13 protein-coding genes are annotated in these 15243 nt (G+C 69.6%); 1 reads left to right on the top strand and 12 read right to left on the bottom strand.

All coding sequences use genetic code 11. The features are described 5' to 3' along the window. Nucleotides 1–102: 102 nt before the first annotated feature. The 9 genes from OXG83_03335 to OXG83_03295 form a co-directional block, all read right to left on the bottom strand. Nucleotides 103–2337, bottom strand: a complete 2235-nt coding sequence (locus tag OXG83_03335) for a hydantoinase/oxoprolinase family protein (protein MCY3964050.1) — start codon at nucleotides 2335–2337, stop codon at nucleotides 103–105. 40 nt (nucleotides 2338–2377) lie between these two features. Further along, complete coding sequence (locus tag OXG83_03330; protein MCY3964049.1) at nucleotides 2378–3520, bottom strand: tetratricopeptide repeat protein; 1143 nt, start codon at nucleotides 3518–3520, stop codon at nucleotides 2378–2380. Nucleotides 3521–3661: 141 nt separating this feature from the next. Beyond that, a complete protein-coding gene (locus OXG83_03325; protein ID MCY3964048.1) occupies nucleotides 3662–4237 on the bottom strand; it encodes a DUF4126 domain-containing protein in 576 nt (191 codons plus the stop codon). Between the two features lie 26 nt (nucleotides 4238–4263). Next, complete coding sequence (gene murJ / locus OXG83_03320; GenBank protein MCY3964047.1) at nucleotides 4264–5970, bottom strand: murein biosynthesis integral membrane protein MurJ; 1707 nt, start codon at nucleotides 5968–5970, stop codon at nucleotides 4264–4266. Further along, nucleotides 5967–7346, bottom strand: coding sequence for a PilZ domain-containing protein (locus tag OXG83_03315; GenBank protein MCY3964046.1), 1380 nt, complete (start codon nucleotides 7344–7346; stop codon nucleotides 5967–5969). Before OXG83_03315 ends, murJ begins: the two co-directional genes overlap by 4 nt. A gap of 43 nt (nucleotides 7347–7389) precedes the next feature. Beyond that, complete coding sequence (locus OXG83_03310; GenBank protein MCY3964045.1) at nucleotides 7390–8730, bottom strand: 3-deoxy-7-phosphoheptulonate synthase class II; 1341 nt, start codon at nucleotides 8728–8730, stop codon at nucleotides 7390–7392. 20 nt (nucleotides 8731–8750) lie between these two features. Then, nucleotides 8751–9533 carry a queuosine precursor transporter gene (locus OXG83_03305; protein MCY3964044.1) on the bottom strand — a complete coding sequence of 261 codons (783 nt, stop codon included), beginning with the start codon at nucleotides 9531–9533 and terminating at the stop codon, nucleotides 8751–8753. Continuing rightward, nucleotides 9530–9994: a TerB family tellurite resistance protein gene (locus OXG83_03300; GenBank protein ID MCY3964043.1), complete on the bottom strand. Its 465-nt coding sequence runs from the start codon at nucleotides 9992–9994 to the stop codon at nucleotides 9530–9532. Before OXG83_03300 ends, OXG83_03305 begins: the two co-directional genes overlap by 4 nt. Next, nucleotides 9987–10982: an acyl-CoA dehydrogenase family protein gene (locus OXG83_03295; protein MCY3964042.1), complete on the bottom strand. Its 996-nt coding sequence runs from the start codon at nucleotides 10980–10982 to the stop codon at nucleotides 9987–9989. The genes OXG83_03300 and OXG83_03295 overlap by 8 nt, the downstream gene beginning before the upstream one ends. Before the next feature lie 65 nt (nucleotides 10983–11047). On the opposite strand from OXG83_03295, the gene OXG83_03290 reads away from it, so the two are divergent. After that, nucleotides 11048–12361, top strand: a complete 1314-nt coding sequence (locus OXG83_03290) for a pyridoxal phosphate-dependent aminotransferase (GenBank protein MCY3964041.1) — start codon at nucleotides 11048–11050, stop codon at nucleotides 12359–12361. A 6-nt stretch (nucleotides 12362–12367) separates the two neighbouring features. Here OXG83_03290 and trpS read toward each other — a convergent pair whose 3' ends face one another. From trpS to OXG83_03275, 3 genes are read right to left on the bottom strand one after another with little or no spacing between them, the layout of a single operon-like run. Then, complete coding sequence (trpS, locus tag OXG83_03285; GenBank protein ID MCY3964040.1) at nucleotides 12368–13378, bottom strand: tryptophan--tRNA ligase; 1011 nt, start codon at nucleotides 13376–13378, stop codon at nucleotides 12368–12370. Next, on the bottom strand, nucleotides 13375–14880 hold the full coding sequence (locus tag OXG83_03280; protein ID MCY3964039.1) for a sodium:solute symporter family protein: 1506 nt from the start codon (nucleotides 14878–14880) through the stop codon (nucleotides 13375–13377). The genes trpS and OXG83_03280 overlap by 4 nt, the downstream gene beginning before the upstream one ends. After that, nucleotides 14877–15221 carry a hypothetical protein gene (locus OXG83_03275; protein MCY3964038.1) on the bottom strand — a complete coding sequence of 115 codons (345 nt, stop codon included), beginning with the start codon at nucleotides 15219–15221 and terminating at the stop codon, nucleotides 14877–14879. Before OXG83_03275 ends, OXG83_03280 begins: the two co-directional genes overlap by 4 nt. Between the last annotated feature and the right edge of the window lie 22 nt (nucleotides 15222–15243).

Below are 15243 nucleotides of genomic sequence, written 5' to 3'. Positions count from 1 at the left end.
AACCACGCATAGAGCCTCAAGGCCGAGAACGGACAATCCTAGCCAATCTGACCGACGCGAACGGCGCCGCACGGCCTCAGATACGTTGCCGGCCGGCCGAAGTTACGCGCCGGCCATCCGCCTCAGAACCAGTGCCTTCGCGTCGTCGACCCGCAGGCTCCAGCCGGGCTCCACGACCGTGATGCTGTGGCGCTCCTGCGCCAGGCATGGACCGTCCTGCTCGAAACCGGGAGGGAGACTCTCGCGGTGCAGCAACTCGGCGGACCTCCAGTTCCCGAACCAGGCCCGCCGGCGCTCCGCCCGCGCTCGTTGCGGGGCGCGCGGGCCCCGGTCCAGCCGACCGGCCGCCGGCGCGGTGGAGGCCAGGACCCGGATCGACTCGACTTCGATCGGGTGCTCGGGCGGCGGGTAGCCGTAGACCGCCCGGTAGCGGTCCACGAAAAGGGCCGTGACCGCCCCGGTCGAGCCCGCCTCGGTCGCCGAGGCCGGTTCGACTTCCAGTGCCGTCTCCTGTCCCTGGAGCCGCAGGCGGACGATCCGGCGCCGCACGGCGGCACCTTCGAGGTTCGCTCCCCGTTCGCTCACGAGGGCCGCCAGCGCCTCCCGCTCGAGCTCCTCGATCAGGGCACCGATCCGGCCACCGTCAAGCGGTTCCAGAACCTGCCGGTGCGCGAAGCGCTCCACCACCGCGTGACCCAGACCGACCGCGCTCAGCAGGGACGTATCGACCGGCACGACCACCGTACGCATCGCCAGTTCGGATGCGATGGCGCAGGCGTGCTGGCCGCCGGCACCGCCGAAACTGACGAGCGCGTAGTCGGCAGGATCGTAGCCCCGCGAAACCGAGATGCGCCGGATCGCGTCCGCCATCCGTTCGTTGGCGACCTGTAGGAAGCCTCCGAGCAGGCCCTCCTCGGAGCCCGCGAGGCCGGCCAGCACCTCGGCGGCCCGACGCTCGGCGGCGCCGACGTCGATGGGAAGGCCGAAGGACGCCGGATCGATCCGGCCTAGCAACAGATTCACGTCGGTGATCGTCAGCGGCCCACCGGCACCGTAACAGGCCGGGCCCGGCCGCGCCCCGGCGCTCTCGGGCCCCACCTTGAGCTGGCCGTGATCGACTCCGCAGATCGAACCTCCTCCCGCCGCCACTGTCTCGATCGCCAGGGCCGGCGCCACCACGGTCGCGTCGCCGACGCGGAACTCGAAGTTGTACTCGAAGTCGCCGTCGTAGCGCGACACGTCGGTGCTTGTGCCGCCCATGTCGAAGCCGATGATCCGCTCCATGCCGCTCGTGCGACCCGCCGCCGCCGCGCCGACGACGCCTCCCGCCGGTCCCGACAGCAGGCTGTCCTTGGGCCGGTAGCTCGAGAAGCTCGCCAGACCGCCGGCGCTCGTCATCACCCGCGGCGCGACCCCGTTGTCGGCCGCCTCCGCGCCGCCGGCAAGCGCCGCTCCCGTGGTCTCGAGGTAGCCGCCGACGGCCCGTCCGAGGTAGGCGTCCACGACCGCCGTATGCGCCCGGGGCACGATCTTGATCAGGGGCGCCAGTTCGGCCGAACACGAGACCGTCTCGAAGCCGGCGGACCGCAGGATGTCCCCGGCACGCTGTTCGTGTGCCGGATTCCGGTAGCTGTGCAGCAGGGCCACGGCCGCCGCCCCGAAACCCTCGCCGACCAGAGCCCTCGCCGCCACGCGCAGTCTGTCCTCGTCGAGCGGCGCGAGTTCGCGCCCGGTGGCGTCGAGGCGGCCGCCCACCTCGACCGTCCGTTCGTACAGGGGCGCCGGACGTTCGATGTTCAGCGCGAAGATGTCGGGCCGCGCCTGATCCCCGATCAGCAGCAGATCGGCGAACCCCTCGGTAACGAACAGGACGGTCCGCGACCCAGCCCTCTCGAGCAGCGCATTCGTTCCGCGGGTCGTCGCGAGCCGCAGGTCGCAGGCCGGCAACTGCTCGCCCAGCGCCCTGCCGGTGGCGATCCGCGCCGCGAGAATCGGCGCGTTTTCGGGCGAGACGAGTTCCACCACCAGGTCGTGCTCAAGACCCCTCCCGTACCCGGCACCGTCCGCGAGCCGGCAGGAACCATCCGCCGACCATGCCTCCACGCTGACGGGCGTCCCGCCCGCAAGGGGCGCCAGCCCATACCCGTCGAAGAAGCCGCCGGGAAGGTCGAACGGCGTCTCCAGCCGCAGGCCGTCCCCGCCGTCCGACACCACCCTGGCCCGCACGGCTCCGGAACTCAGGACCTTGATGCATTGAACGGACCCATCCGGGGCGATCGCCACGCAGTCGGTAAACGTACCGCCCGTATCGATCCAGAGCTGCCAGAGAGAAGCCACGTCCGAGCCCGAGTCCGGCAGCAAACGGCGCGACAGCCGCTCAGGCGCCCGACAGCAGGCGGGCCAGCCGATCGACGCGCCGGTCGCCCTCGGTCTGCAGCCGCTGCGCCCGGCGGAGGAGCTTCTCGGCCGCCCTGCGCTCGCCGCGGCGCAGCAGCACCTCGCCCAATGCGGCCGCCGGCGCCGCCTCGTCCGGCCCAAGCCGTCGCGCCCTCGTGTAGAAGCGCTCCGCCTCGTCCAGGCGGCCGTAGCGCAGGCTCAGATCGCCCAGAGCGATGTACGTGAACGGGTTTCGGTTGCGTGTCGTCGCCGTCAACCGGAGCAGTTCCTCGGCCTCGGCCGTGCGGCCGCCGAGTCGCAGCAGCACCGCCAGGTTCGCGAGCGCCGAGCTGGCTCGCGGATCGATCTCGAGCGCCCGCCGGTAGCTCTTCTCCGCTGCGCCGGCGTCGCCGCTCCGCCGCTGGGCCACTCCCAGGTTGACCCAGGCGGAGGCGAGTTCGGGGTCGATCCGCACCGAGTCCTCGAGCCAGGCCACCGCCTCGTCCAGCCGCTCCGCGCGGAGGGCCTCGGCGCCGCGGTTCGAGTAGAAGAGCGCGGTGGCGGTCAGGTCACTGATCGGGGTCACCCTCCAGCCCTTCTCCTCCTCGCGACGACCGAAGTCGATCACCCGCATCGCATGCCGCGGCCCGAACCCGACCGCGACGTGATCGGACACGACGATCAGGTCCCCGGAGCGCTCGAAGCTCTCCACGTGGGTCACCTCGACGAAGTACGCCGCCAGATCCAGTTCGCGCGCCATGCCGACGAACATCTGCGTGAAAGCCAGGCAGTTCGCCGTCCGGCTCCTGAACACGTCGATCGCGGAGCCCGTACGGCCGGTTTCGTACTGCACTCCGAGAAGCGAAGTGTCCATCACGGCTTCCACCAGAGCGTCGAGGCGCGCCTCTCGTGACGTCTCGTCGACGGATCGATGAGTCCACGCGGCCATGTCCTCGTTCAAGGCGAACGGCACGACGACCCGAGCGACGCCGCGGCGCTCCATTTCTCGGTGCAGCGCGCTCTCGCCGGCCTCCCGCACGCCGGTCGAAGCACATCCGAAAGCCAGCCCGGCGAGGATCGTCCCCACAGCCGCACGACTCAAGCGGCGGCGCTCGACCCGCGGTTCGATGTTTCCCGTCCTCACAGCGGTCACACCCTCCATCGGCGCCCAGACCATCTTAGCGCCCCTGCGACCCCAACACGCCCTGTCGCCGTGTGATTCCCAGGTCGACGTCGGCCCGCGGCGCAAACGGACGACGCCGGTTCCCGAGGCCCCGCCGCCGGTTCAGGAGTCGGCTTGTCGCGCCCTGAGCACGCGCCGCCGCAGGAGCCGGGCGCTGACGACGGCCACCAGCAGCAACACGGCGGCCAGAGCGAGCACGGGCATCGTGACCGCCAGCAACGACAGACCCGCGGCCGCTCCGGCCTCGCCGGTCGAAACCACGGGATTGCCGATCCCGGCCGTCATCATGGTCGAGGCTCCCCGCAGCAGCGTCGTCCCGGTCTGGACCCCCGCTGCCGCGCCGCCGCCCGCCACCGCGGCCAGCGCCCAGTCGAGCAGGGGCGATGCGGTCTCGATGTTCGCGGCCGCCACGGCGATGCCGGCAGTGACGGCCGCCGGCATCGCGGCTACGTCGAGCAGGTTGTCGAGCCACGGGATGTAATAGGCGCCGATCTCGAGTAGCGCCGCCGTACCAAAGGCCAGCAGGGCTGGCGTTCCCGTCATCCACTCAAAATCCTGGGACAGGTCGAGTGCGCCGGCCCTGGCCGCCACACCCATGACCAGGAAGGGCAGAAACACCCGGAAACCGCACGCCGCCGCGAGGCCAACTCCGAGACCGACGCTGAGCAGAATCTCCATCTAGCGACTCCTCTTCCTCCTTCTGACTACGTCGAGGACCGGCGCCGGGTTTCGAGCAACCAGCGCCGCAGGGTCCGCGCCTCAGGCACCTTGAGCGCGTTCGCAGCGACCAGATACGTGACGGCGAAACCGACGACCGGAACGACGCCGGCGATCCAGGGCGGACCCGGCACGAGGGTCTGCGTCGCCGCCCACGGAGCAAGGCACAGCATCGCGAGGGGCAAGTGCCGGCCCCACGCCCGCCAGGGCGCCCGTACCGGCACCTCCCGCCGCCGCAGCCGGCGCAACAGGAGCGCCAGCTCCAGCCAACTGCCGGCCGCAGAGGCCAGGGCCAGGCCGACCGCGCCAAGCCGAAGCGCGGCCTCCGGTGCGACGGGTCCCAGCCAGCCCGCCGGCGCGACCTCCACCACGGAGATCCGGTCGAGCCAGATCATCAGCACGGCGCCGAGGCCGGCCGCGACGGCCAGCCGCATGGCCGCGATTCGGGCCGGACTCCGGGTGTCTCCGAACGAGAAGAACACGCTCTGCAGCAAGCGCGAAGCGCTGGACGCGAGCAGGCCCAGCGAGTACGCGGCAAGCACGAAGAACACGAGCCATTGGTCGGCGACTCCGAACTCGCCACGTCGGTAGACGGCGCCGACGATTCCGATCCCCAGAGCGAGGTAGCCGACCAGGGTCGGCGACACCAGGAAGGACATTGCGGCCAAGGAAGCCCGGGCGCGCGCCGCAGCCGTTCGCGACCGGTCCTCGCCGTCGCCCCGCAGCCGCGCCAGCTCGGGCAGCTCGGCAGCCGCCACCGAGACGCCGAACAGGCCGATCGGAAGCAGGTACAGGCGTTGGCCGAGCGTCAGGGCGCCCAGTGCGCCCTGCGCCAGGAGGGAGCCAAGCAGGAGGTCGACGTAGGCGCCCAGTTGTCCCACACCGCGACCCGCGATCGCCGGCCACAGGTTGGTCAGCGTCTTGCGCACGCCCGGCGCCCGCAGGCTGAGTGAAGGACGCAGGCCGACGGTGACCCTCAGCACGGACGGCAGTTGCACCGCGAACTGCAGCAGTCCGCCGAGCAGGCCGCCCCAGCAGACGGCGAGCGCCAGCGACTCGATCCTCTCGGCTTCGCCACCCATGGCGCCGGCCGCAACGAACCAGACGACGCCGATCACGCTCGCGTTCCAGAAACACGGCGCCAGGTAAGGCAGCAGGAACCGGCGATGGCTGTTCAGGATCCCCAGACACCAGGCCGAAAGGGTGATCGCCGCCGCCATCGGGATGCAGATGCGTACCGCCGTCGTGGTCAGCGCCAGGCGGTCGACGGTCGACATCCCTGCCGCCACCGCTTCGGCATCGCCGACGAAGCCAGGGAGGAGGAGCCGCACGAGCAACGGCGCCAGAACGAAACCGAGCAGACTGAGCAGTCCCATCGCCGCGAACAGCAGACCGAACATCGCGCCAGCCAGGGCCCCGGCCTCTCGCCGCCTCCCCTCGGCGACCATGCGGCTGTAGACCGGGATGAAGGATGCCGACAGTGCCTGGTCCCCGAGCAGGTTCTGCAGCACGTTGGGCGCCCTGAACGCCGCCGAGACGACATCCATCAGGGCGCCGACCCCGGCAAGACTCGCAACGACGGCCTCTCGCACCAAGCCGAGGACCCGGCTGGCCAGCATGCCCGCGGCGACCCGCGCCGCTCCACCCGCGGCGCGCCGCGGGCCATCTCTTCCGGCGGATCCCGGCCGGGTCAATCGGAGAGGTTGACGACGACCCGGTCGCCCCGGCGCTCGACGGTCGCCGCGATGTCGGCCGCGGCCAGATCGAGCACGACGTGCAGGTTCCGCGTCGCGCCCCGGCCGTGAACGCCGGTGCGCACTCCGCGCAGTCTGGGAGCGCTGACCGCCGTGGCGTCATAGGCCTGGCCCACGCCGATCAACCGCACGAGAAGCCTCGGAGGCGCTTCGAGCGGCATGACGTGGTGGCGTTCGAAGGGAGCGTTGCCGACGATCTCGATCACCGTCCGCTCACCTGCCGTCCTCGCGGTGATCGAACGCAGCGCGGTCGCACTGGCAGGTGGCGCCGCCGGGGCAGCCGTCGGCGGTCGCGCCGGCGATGGACTCGCGCCAGGCTCCGCTCGCGCCGGCGGCGGACTCGCGGCAGGCTCAGCTCGCGCCGGCGGCGGAGTGGCGACAGGCTCCGCTCGCGCCTCGGCCGTGACGGTCGGCGTCTCTTCCTCCAGGGGCACGAGCAGCCGGCTCGCCGTCGACGGATCCCCGACTTCCTCCGGTGGGGCCTCCTCCGCCTCCGGCGGGGCTTCCAATGCCTCCGGTGGGGCCTCCAAAGCTCCCGGCGGGGCCTCCGCTGCCGCGCCAAGGGTCGAAACCTCGAAGCTAGGCGCTTCAGCCGGCGTTGCCTCCTCCGTGGGGTTGCCGCCGACTCCCACCAGCCGCATCAATGGCCCGCGGAAGACGACCAGGGCAACCAGGAGCACGGCCGCACCGACAGCAGGCCAGAGCCAGGGGCGAGACCTCGACTCCGGCTTCATCCAGTCGTCTTCGCCGTCCTGCGTCAGCTCACCGAAGAGCGTGGCGTCGACCTCGTCGTCGCCGGCCCCCTCTCGCGCTGCCAGCGGCGGGTCGATGTCCGGCAGGGCGTCGCGAGGCGGAACCTCGCTCTCGACCGCTTCCGGCGGCGCTTCGGCCTCGTCGTCCAGGTCTTCGTCCTCCTCCGCCTCGAGCACGGGGGCGGCCGGAATCACATCGCCGTCCGTCTGCTCCTCCGAGAAGAGCAGCGCCAGCCGCTCCTCTCCCGGCGGTTCGACGCGGTTGAACTGCATTCCCATCCCGGCCGGCTGGTCGGCGCCGCCGGCCTCGGAGCGCACCCAGACGACGGTCGCCTCCCCCTCCACCTCGGCCGGCTCGTCCTCCGACCCCAGCTGCAGCACGAAGTGCACCGTGGTGCCGACCGGCATCGGCTCCGGAGTCGACACGAATATGCCCCCGGTAGCGATGTCCCGCGTCGTGGCGGAGACTTCGCCGTCCTCGCCGGGAACAGCGAGACGAACGTCCGCCTCACGTAGCAGACGGCGCGACTCGCGGAAGCGGAAACTCTGACTGGCCGGGGACATAGCGCGAAACCTCACGGGGCCGTGAGGCCGCAATACTAACCGCTCAGGAAGTGGCCGCCCCCTTGCGCGCCACGAGCAGGGCCATCTCGAGCGCCTGCTCGTAGTTGAGCCTCGGGTCGACCTGCGAACGGTAGGCCCGCCTCAGCCCCTGCTCGTCGAGACCCCGGGCACCGCCGACGCACTCCGTCACATCTTCGCCCGTCAGCTCAAAGTGCACACCGCCGAGGACCGTGCCGTTCGCGGCGTGAATGTCGAAGGCCTGCTCCAGCTCCGACAGGATGGCGCTGAAGGCCCGCGTCTTCATGCCCTCTCCGGTGCTCTTCGTGTTGCCGTGCATCGGATCGCAGATCCAGAGCACCGGCTTGCCGGTCGCGCACACCGCCTGCAGGATCGGCGGCAGTTCTTCGGCGACCTTCTCCGTGCCGCAGCGGTGGATGAGAGCGAGCCGGCCCTCCTCGCCGTCCGGGTTCAGCACGTCGACCAGATGGGCGATGTCGGCCGGCTTCATCCCGGTCCCCACCTTGACGCCGAGGGGGTTGCGGATGCCCCGCGCGTACTCGATGTGCGCCGAGCCCTGGAACGCCGTGCGGAGGCCGATCCATGGGAGGTGGGTCGCGAGGTTGTACCAGCCCTCCCGCCTCGGAACCGTCCGGGTCTGCGCCTGCTCGTAGACCAGGTGCAGCGCTTCGTGACTCGTATAGAAATCGACCCGGTCGATCTGTCCCACCTCGACACCGGCCAGCGTCTCCATGAACCGGAGGGAGTCGGCAATCGACTCGACCCGGCGCTGATACTCCGCGGCGTTCTGGGAATGATCGACGAAGTCGAGGTTCCAGTACTCGGGATGGTGGAGATCGGCGAATCCGCCGTCGATCAGGCCGCGGATGAAGTTCAGGGTCAGGGCGGATCGCTGGTATCCGCGCAGCAGGTTGATCGGATCGGGTTCCCGCGCCTCGGCGGTGAACTCGAGCGAGTTGACCAGGTCGCCCCGGTACGAGGGGAGCGTCTCGCCGTTCCGGGTCTCCGTATCCGATGAACGAGGTTTCGCGTACTGGCCGGCAAACCGGCCGATACGAATCACCCGCTTCTTCAGACTGTGCGTCAGCACCAGGCTCATCTGCAGCAGGATCTTGAGTTTCGCGGTGATCGAGTCGGAGGTGCACTCGGCGAAGCTCTCGGCACAGTCGCCGCCCTGGAGGACGAAGCGCTCGCCGCGCGCCGCGGAAGCCAACTGGCTCCTCAACGTCTCGACTTCCCACGAGGTCACGAGCGGCGGCAGGATGGCGAGCCGGGCCGCGACGGAGTCGACCGCGGCCGGGTCGCCGTAAGTCGGTTGCTGGCGCACGTCGGCGCCCTTCCAGGAGTCAGGTTTCCAGCTGTCCATGGGGTCGCTCACGGCGGACTCTAGCGCGGCTCGCCGTCCTCGATCTGGAGATAGCGCCGCAACCAGCGAGTGCCGAGATAGAACGGCAGCGTGTCCACCGCCGCCGCCAGGAACTTGAACACGTATGCCGTGCCGATGAACACCCACAACTGCGGCCAGATCGGCTCACCGCTGTCCACCGGGATGGCGCCGGCCGCGAAGTGGGTGATCGTGATCACGGAGAACGAGTCGACGAACTGGCTGACCACCGTCGAGCCGTTGTTGCGCAACCACAGGTGCCGGCCCTTCGTCAGCCGCTTCCAGAAGTGGAACACCCAGACGTCGCAAAGCTGAGCGCTCAGGTAGGCGATCATCGACGCCGCGATCACGCCCAGGGTCATCGTCCGGATCTCGAAGAAGATCGGCAGCCGGCCATCGGGGCCCGGCACCGGCGAGTCGAAACCCGGCAGTGCTCCGCCCAGCCACAGCACGATGGCCAACCAGATGTTGACGAGGAAGCCGACCCAGACCAGGAAGTTGGCCCGCCTTCGCCCGTAGATCTCGGAGATGAAGTCCGTGCACAGGAAGGTCAGGGGATAGGGCAGCACGCCGACCGCCAGGGGCATCGGGATGCGCAGGCCGAACACGGTGAAGCTCAGGTCCAGGAAACGTGTCACGCCCAGGATGTTGAGCATCGTCATCGAGCCGAGGAACAGGCCCGCAAGGATGAGAAAGACCCGCTCCCGGCGCGCGTGCAGCGCGCTAGCTTCGATCGGGTGAAGATCCGGAGACGCTTGTTTCGGGGCCGAGGAAGCTTCGGTCATCCGGATGCTCCCAGGGCGTGCTTCTTCGCCCTCTGCCTGGCGGCGACAAAGGCCGCGTGCGGAACGTGCAGCAGATTGGCGATCTTGCGAATCAGGAACTCCTCCTGAGCCTCCAGCACCCGATCGGCAAAGGCCACCCGCCACAGCTCCTCGAGCAGCCGGCGCTTGCGCTCCGCGTCGAAGGACTCATGGATGAGACGGGTGAACTCGTACAGGCAAACCGAACCTTCGGTCTCCTCCTCGGCCAGCGCCACGAGCTCCGCCGTCTCCCGCTCGGTGAGCCCCAGGTGGCGTCGGACCGCGGCGAGCACTTCCTCCTTCTCGGATTCGGCGGCGTCGAAGTCGGCGCGCATCACCTCGACCATCAGCGCCGCCGCGGCCAGCCGCAGGCGAGCCTCCGGATCACCTGCCCGTTCCGGGTCGATCCGCTCCCCGAAGAAGCTGCGGATGCGATCAAGCATGCAACCGCCGCCACGCCGCCTGCCGGCGGAGTTCCTTGGCCCGGGCCGCGACGCCGCCGCCCGACGTGGCGCGCCGCCACGCCGCCGCTGCCTCGCCATCCACCAGGTCCCAGTACCCGGCATGCGCGTCGCGCACCCGGGCGGTGGCGCGGCCGAGCGCCGCCACTCCCAGATGGGCGGCCGGGACATCCAGCGGGCCGAAGGCCAGAGCTTCCGCGGTGACCAGCAGCAGGAGCAGATCCTCCACCGCCTCCTCCGGCCAGCCCCACCGGCGGGCAAGCGCCAGGTTGTACGCCGTCATCGCGGCGCCGATGTAGAGATCCTCGATCGTCCGGAAGGGCTTGATCGCATCGGCGTAGCCGTCGCCTCCCAGTAACTCCGCCGGTGCCACCGCCACTTCGTTCAGATCGATCACGGCGTGGCGCACCTCGGGGTTCGCCGTCACTCTCTTCCCGAGGTCCATCGGGGAGATCCCGATCCCCGGCCGGTCGCTCGGTACGCACAACGCCCGCAGCAGGTTGCGACCGTCTTCACGGCCGACCGAGGCGATCAGAAGGAGCGCGGTAGCAGACGGCGCCAGGGTCGCCCACCGCTTCTGACCGTTGAGGCGGTAGTCGCCATCCGACGTCGCCACGAGCGACGAATGAACCGCCCGCGGATGCGCCCCGCCCTCCTCGCTGGCGCAGAAGGCGACGATGCCGCCCTCCGGCATCAGATGCAGCCCGCCGCACTCCCAGGCCAGCCGGCGAACGGCTCCCTGGTGTCCGGCCACCATCGCCCAGGCGGGCCGATCGGCCAGGAAGCCGCCGAGCAGACCGTGGCCGAAGTGTGCCTGGCCGGCCGACTCCGCGCCGTCCGGCGCCCGCGCCTCCCGGGGCACCAGCACCGCATCCCGGAACGTCCGGTACCAGCCGGAAGGATCGTCGCCGGCCGAAAGCGGCTCTGGCGCCGCGGAGAGCAGATGACTCAGGACGGGTCCGAGAGTCATGGAGCGCTCTCCGAAGCGACCCCTCGCGGCACGTCACCCACTGGAATAAGCTCCATCGGCCAAGGATGATAGAGGAAGTTCTGCCCACCGTGACCGGGGTCGATCCCGGACCCGAAACGCCCGGTTTCCGCCGTGTGCCGAGGACCGGCGTGATCTACGTGATGCACCGCGCCGCGGCCGCCGGCCACGGCAGCGACGGGCGGACCTGGTACAACCTGGGCCAGGGTTCACCCGAGGTCGACGATCTGCCTGGCGCGCCCCCCCGCCGCAACGAACTCCACATCGACCCGCGGCGCCAGACCTACGCGCCCGTCGACGGCATCGACGAACTGCGGGACCGGGTCGCCGAGCTCTACAACTTCCTCTACCGTCGCAACAAACGCTCCCAGTACTCGCGCGAGAACGTGAGCATCGCGCCCGGAGGCCGCCCGGCGATGACCCGCATCGCCGCCGCGATGGGCGAGATGAACCTCGGGCACTTCATCCCCGACTACACCGCCTACGAGGAGCTCCTGACCGCCTTCAAGGGCTTCATTCCGATCCCCATCCTGCTCGACGCGGCCCACGGCTACCGCGCCTCGCGGCGGCTGCTCGAGAAGGAGATCGTCGGCCGCGGCCTCTCCGCGCTCTGGTGCAGCAATCCCTGCAATCCGACGGGTCAACTGGTCGAGGGCGATCTCCTGGCCGAGTGGGTCGGCGTCGCCCGCGACAACGCCTGCACCTTCATCCTCGACGAGTTCTACTCGCACTACATCTACACGCCGGCGCCCCCCCAAAACTCCGAGCAGGTCGCCGACACCGCCCGAATGGTCTCGGCGGCCGCGCACGTCGACGACGTGAACCGGGATCCCGTGATCCTGGTCGACGGACTGACGAAGAACTGGCGCTATCCGGGCTGGCGTGTGTCCTGGATCGTCGGGCCGGTGAGCGTGATCGACCGCGTGACCAGCGCGGGCTCCTTCCTGGACGGAGGCGGCAACCACCCCTTCCAGGAGGCCGCCGTGCCGCTGCTCGAACCCGAGCTCGTGCTGCAGGAGACGCAGGCGATCCAGACCGAATTCGCCGGCAAGCGCAGGTTCCTCGTCGACCGGCTGCGCGGCCTGGGCATCGAGGTCGAACACGAGCCCAGCGGCGCCTTCTACGTCTGGGGCAACCTGGCCGGCCTGCCGGCGCCGCTGAACGACGGCATCGAGTTCTTCAAGGCGCTGCTCCAGGTCCAGGTCATCACGGTTCCGGGCGTCTTCTTCGACGTGAACCCCGGCCAGCGGCGCCGCAACGCCCGCTACCACAGCTACTGCCGGCTCAGCTTCGGTCCGTCGATGGAGACCCTGGAGCGCGGCATGGAGCGGATCGAGAAGCTGATCCGCGCCCATTCCTGACGCCGCTCAGGCGAAGCCAACCAGCCGGCGAATCTCCGCCGCCTTCGGCTCCGCGACCTTTCGCGCGCGCTCCGCGCCGATGGCGAGCAGCCGGTCGAGCTCTTCCGGCGCGGCCATCAACTCCTCGTAGCGCCGCCGGATCGGCGCCACCACCTCGATCACCGCTTCCGCAACCCCCATCTTCAGGTCGCCGTAGCCGCGGGCCGCCGCGAAATCGACCAGGACCTGGTCCTCGCTGCGATCCGTGACCGCCTGGTAGATCAGGAGCAGGTTGTTGACGCCCGCCCTGGCCGGGTCGTCGCTAAACTCGATCTCGCGCCCCGAGTCGGTGACCGCACGCTTCAGCGAACGCCTGATCTCGTCGTCCGTATCGGTGAGGCGGACCGCATGCCCTCGCCCGGCGGTCTCGCTCTTCGACATCTTCACCGTCGGATCGTCCAGGGCCATGACGCGGGCTCCGGCGGTCGGAATCACCGCCTCGGGCAAAACGAACGTCTCGCCGTAGAGATGGTTGAAGCGGCCCGCGATGTCCCGGGCCAACTCCACGTGCTGCTTCTGATCCTCTCCCACCGGCACCTCGTCCGCGTCGTAGAGCAGGATGTCGGCCGCCTGGAGCACCGGGTAGGTGAACAGCCCGACGCCGATCCGTTCACGGCCGCCCCGGCGTTCCGACTTCGCCTTGAACTGCGTCATCCGCTCGAGCCAGCCGATCGGCGTGGCGCATCCCAGGATCCAGGCGGCCTCCGCGTGGGCACGCACGTGGCTCTGAACGAACAGGGTCGTGCGTTCCGGGTCGATGCCGCAGGCGAACAGCATCGCCGTCAACTCGCGGGTGCCGGCGCGCAGGGTCTCCGGGTCCTGGCGCACGGTGATCGCATGCAGGTCGACGACGCAGATGAAGTTCTCCCGGTCGTCCTGGCGTGCGGCCCAGTGCTTGACGGCGCCCAGGTAGTTCCCAAGGTGCAGCGCCCCGGAGGGCTGGATGCCGGAGAACACCCGGCGACGGGTGTCGTTCATGCCGCGGCCGTCGGCGACCGCGGCGCCGGACGAAGGAGCGTCCAGCCGACGCAGACGCCGTAGTTCAGGAGCAGGCCCCAGACACCGGCCCCCACTCCCCAGGGGCTGCGGGTCGTCCAAATGTCGAAGGCAGCGCCGCACCAGATGACCAGGGTGAGAAGGGTGCCCAGCACCATGCCGGTCAGAACGGCCGAAGCGGCCATCCTTCGCCAGTAGACGCCGAGCATGAAGACCGGAGAGAGCTGGACCATGAACTCGAGCTTCAGCTCGATCAGCACCCAGATCGAACTCTCCGTCTCCAGCGACACCCAGGCCATCAGGATCAGGATCGCCATCACGCCCCACGCGAACGTCTTGCCGACGATCAGCATCTCACGGGCCGACGCCTCCCGGCGGAAGTAGTTCTTGTAGATGTCCTTGGTGAACATCGAGCCCATGGAGAGCAGCGCCGAGTCGGCGGTCGACATGATCGCCGCGACAACGGCCGCGAACACCATCACGATGAGCCAGTACATCACCGGCGAACGGTCGATCAGACCGCCCAGGACGTAGATCGTGACCTTGTCGCTCTCGAGCTGCGAGAGCCCCGGGAACCGACTCAGGGCGATGAAGCCAATGAGGAAGGCGAGCAGGGTCGTGGCCAGCGGCATGAAACCCATCGCCGCCAGCGACCGACGCAGACTCTTCTCGCCCTTCGCCGCGAAGATGCGCTGGATCGCGTGGGGGTACAGCGCGACGCCCAGGCCGAGCATGAGGAGCGTGCTGACCCACGTCCGAAGACCGCGAGCGTCCGGCGCCTCCAGCTTCTCCGGAGCCGTGGCGCGGATCCCGTCGGCTGCGGCAGCCAGTCCGCCGTCGGCAGTGACCAGCGTGTAGAGGATCACGGCGCAGCCACACAGCAGCAGGGACCCCTGCACCGCGTCCGTCCAGGCCACCGCCCGCATGCCGCCGAGCGACTCGTAGATCAGCATCACTCCGACCAGGAGCAACACCCCTTGCATGAAGGTCATCCGCCCGCCGCTGATCGCCTCGACCCCATGGCCCATCGCTACCAGTTGTTCGAGCACGTAGTTCGCGAGTCCCCAGCAGAGAAGCACGACGCAGAGGACGCGTAGCGGATGGGACCCGAAGCGGTGGTACACGAAGTCGGTGGGCGTGATGTAGCCGAACCGCCGCGCCAGGTGGAACAGGCGCGGCGCGTAGATCATGAACACCGTGATGACCAGGATCATGAACGTGATGCTCACGATGTAGGTCGTTCCCTGCACATAGGAGCGGCCGGCGAAGCCGAGCAGGGTGTTGCCGCTGTACTGGGTCGCGAACAGGGTCAGGAACAGGACAGCGAAACCGAAGGTCGAACCCCCGAGGTAGAAGTCGCGCAGCGAACGCTCTTTCTGGTGCAGGCGGCCAAGAAAGCCCAGGCCGAGCATGATGACCAGGTAGCCGCCCAGCACCGCCAGCGCCCCCGGTCCGAACGTGACCTCGGGAACGGAGGAGTTCACGCCTCTTCCTTCCCGCCGGCACCCCGCTCCGCGTCCTGCCCCTGCTCGCCGTCGGCGTCGGCGCCGCCGTCGCGCCAGAGCCGTATCGACGCGAACGCCGTCACCACGGCCAGAAGCAGGCCGCAGAGGATCGTGATCCAGGTCCAGACCGGAAGGCCGAGCGCAAGCCGATCGCCGATCGAGGATGGCAGGTACCAGGGCACGCTGACGACGAGGATCGCCACGACCGCGGGCAGGAACCAGCGGTGACGCAGGGGCTCGTCAGCCGGACGGATCGCCGCCCAGAAGACGTCCGGATCCCGCTCGTCCCTATACTCCGAAAAGGGTCTGTTGTCAGGCACCGAGGGCGGATTATGTCCCAGA

Source organism: Acidobacteriota bacterium (assembly GCA_026707545.1).
In the GTDB taxonomy this organism is placed as follows: Bacteria; Acidobacteriota; Thermoanaerobaculia; order Multivoradales; family Multivoraceae; genus Multivorans.
This window is presented reverse-complemented; position numbering and strand designations above follow the sequence as displayed.

Excerpts from the sequence above, each read along its gene's own strand:
- OXG83_03300 (MCY3964043.1), bottom strand. The coding sequence starts at position 9,994 with ATGCTTGATCGCATCCGCAGCTTCTTCGGGGAGCGGATCGACCCGGAA.
- OXG83_03305 (MCY3964044.1), bottom strand. The coding sequence starts at position 9,533 with ATGACCGAAGCTTCCTCGGCCCCGAAACAAGCGTCTCCGGATCTTCAC.
- OXG83_03290 (MCY3964041.1), top strand. The coding sequence starts at position 11,048 with ATGATAGAGGAAGTTCTGCCCACCGTGACCGGGGTCGATCCCGGACCC.
- OXG83_03295 (MCY3964042.1), bottom strand. The coding sequence starts at position 10,982 with ATGACTCTCGGACCCGTCCTGAGTCATCTGCTCTCCGCGGCGCCAGAG.
- OXG83_03315 (MCY3964046.1), bottom strand. The coding sequence starts at position 7,346 with ATGTCCCCGGCCAGTCAGAGTTTCCGCTTCCGCGAGTCGCGCCGTCTG.
- OXG83_03310 (MCY3964045.1), bottom strand. The coding sequence starts at position 8,730 with ATGGACAGCTGGAAACCTGACTCCTGGAAGGGCGCCGACGTGCGCCAG.
- OXG83_03325 (MCY3964048.1), bottom strand. The coding sequence starts at position 4,237 with ATGGAGATTCTGCTCAGCGTCGGTCTCGGAGTTGGCCTCGCGGCGGCG.
- trpS (MCY3964040.1), bottom strand. The coding sequence starts at position 13,378 with ATGAACGACACCCGTCGCCGGGTGTTCTCCGGCATCCAGCCCTCCGGG.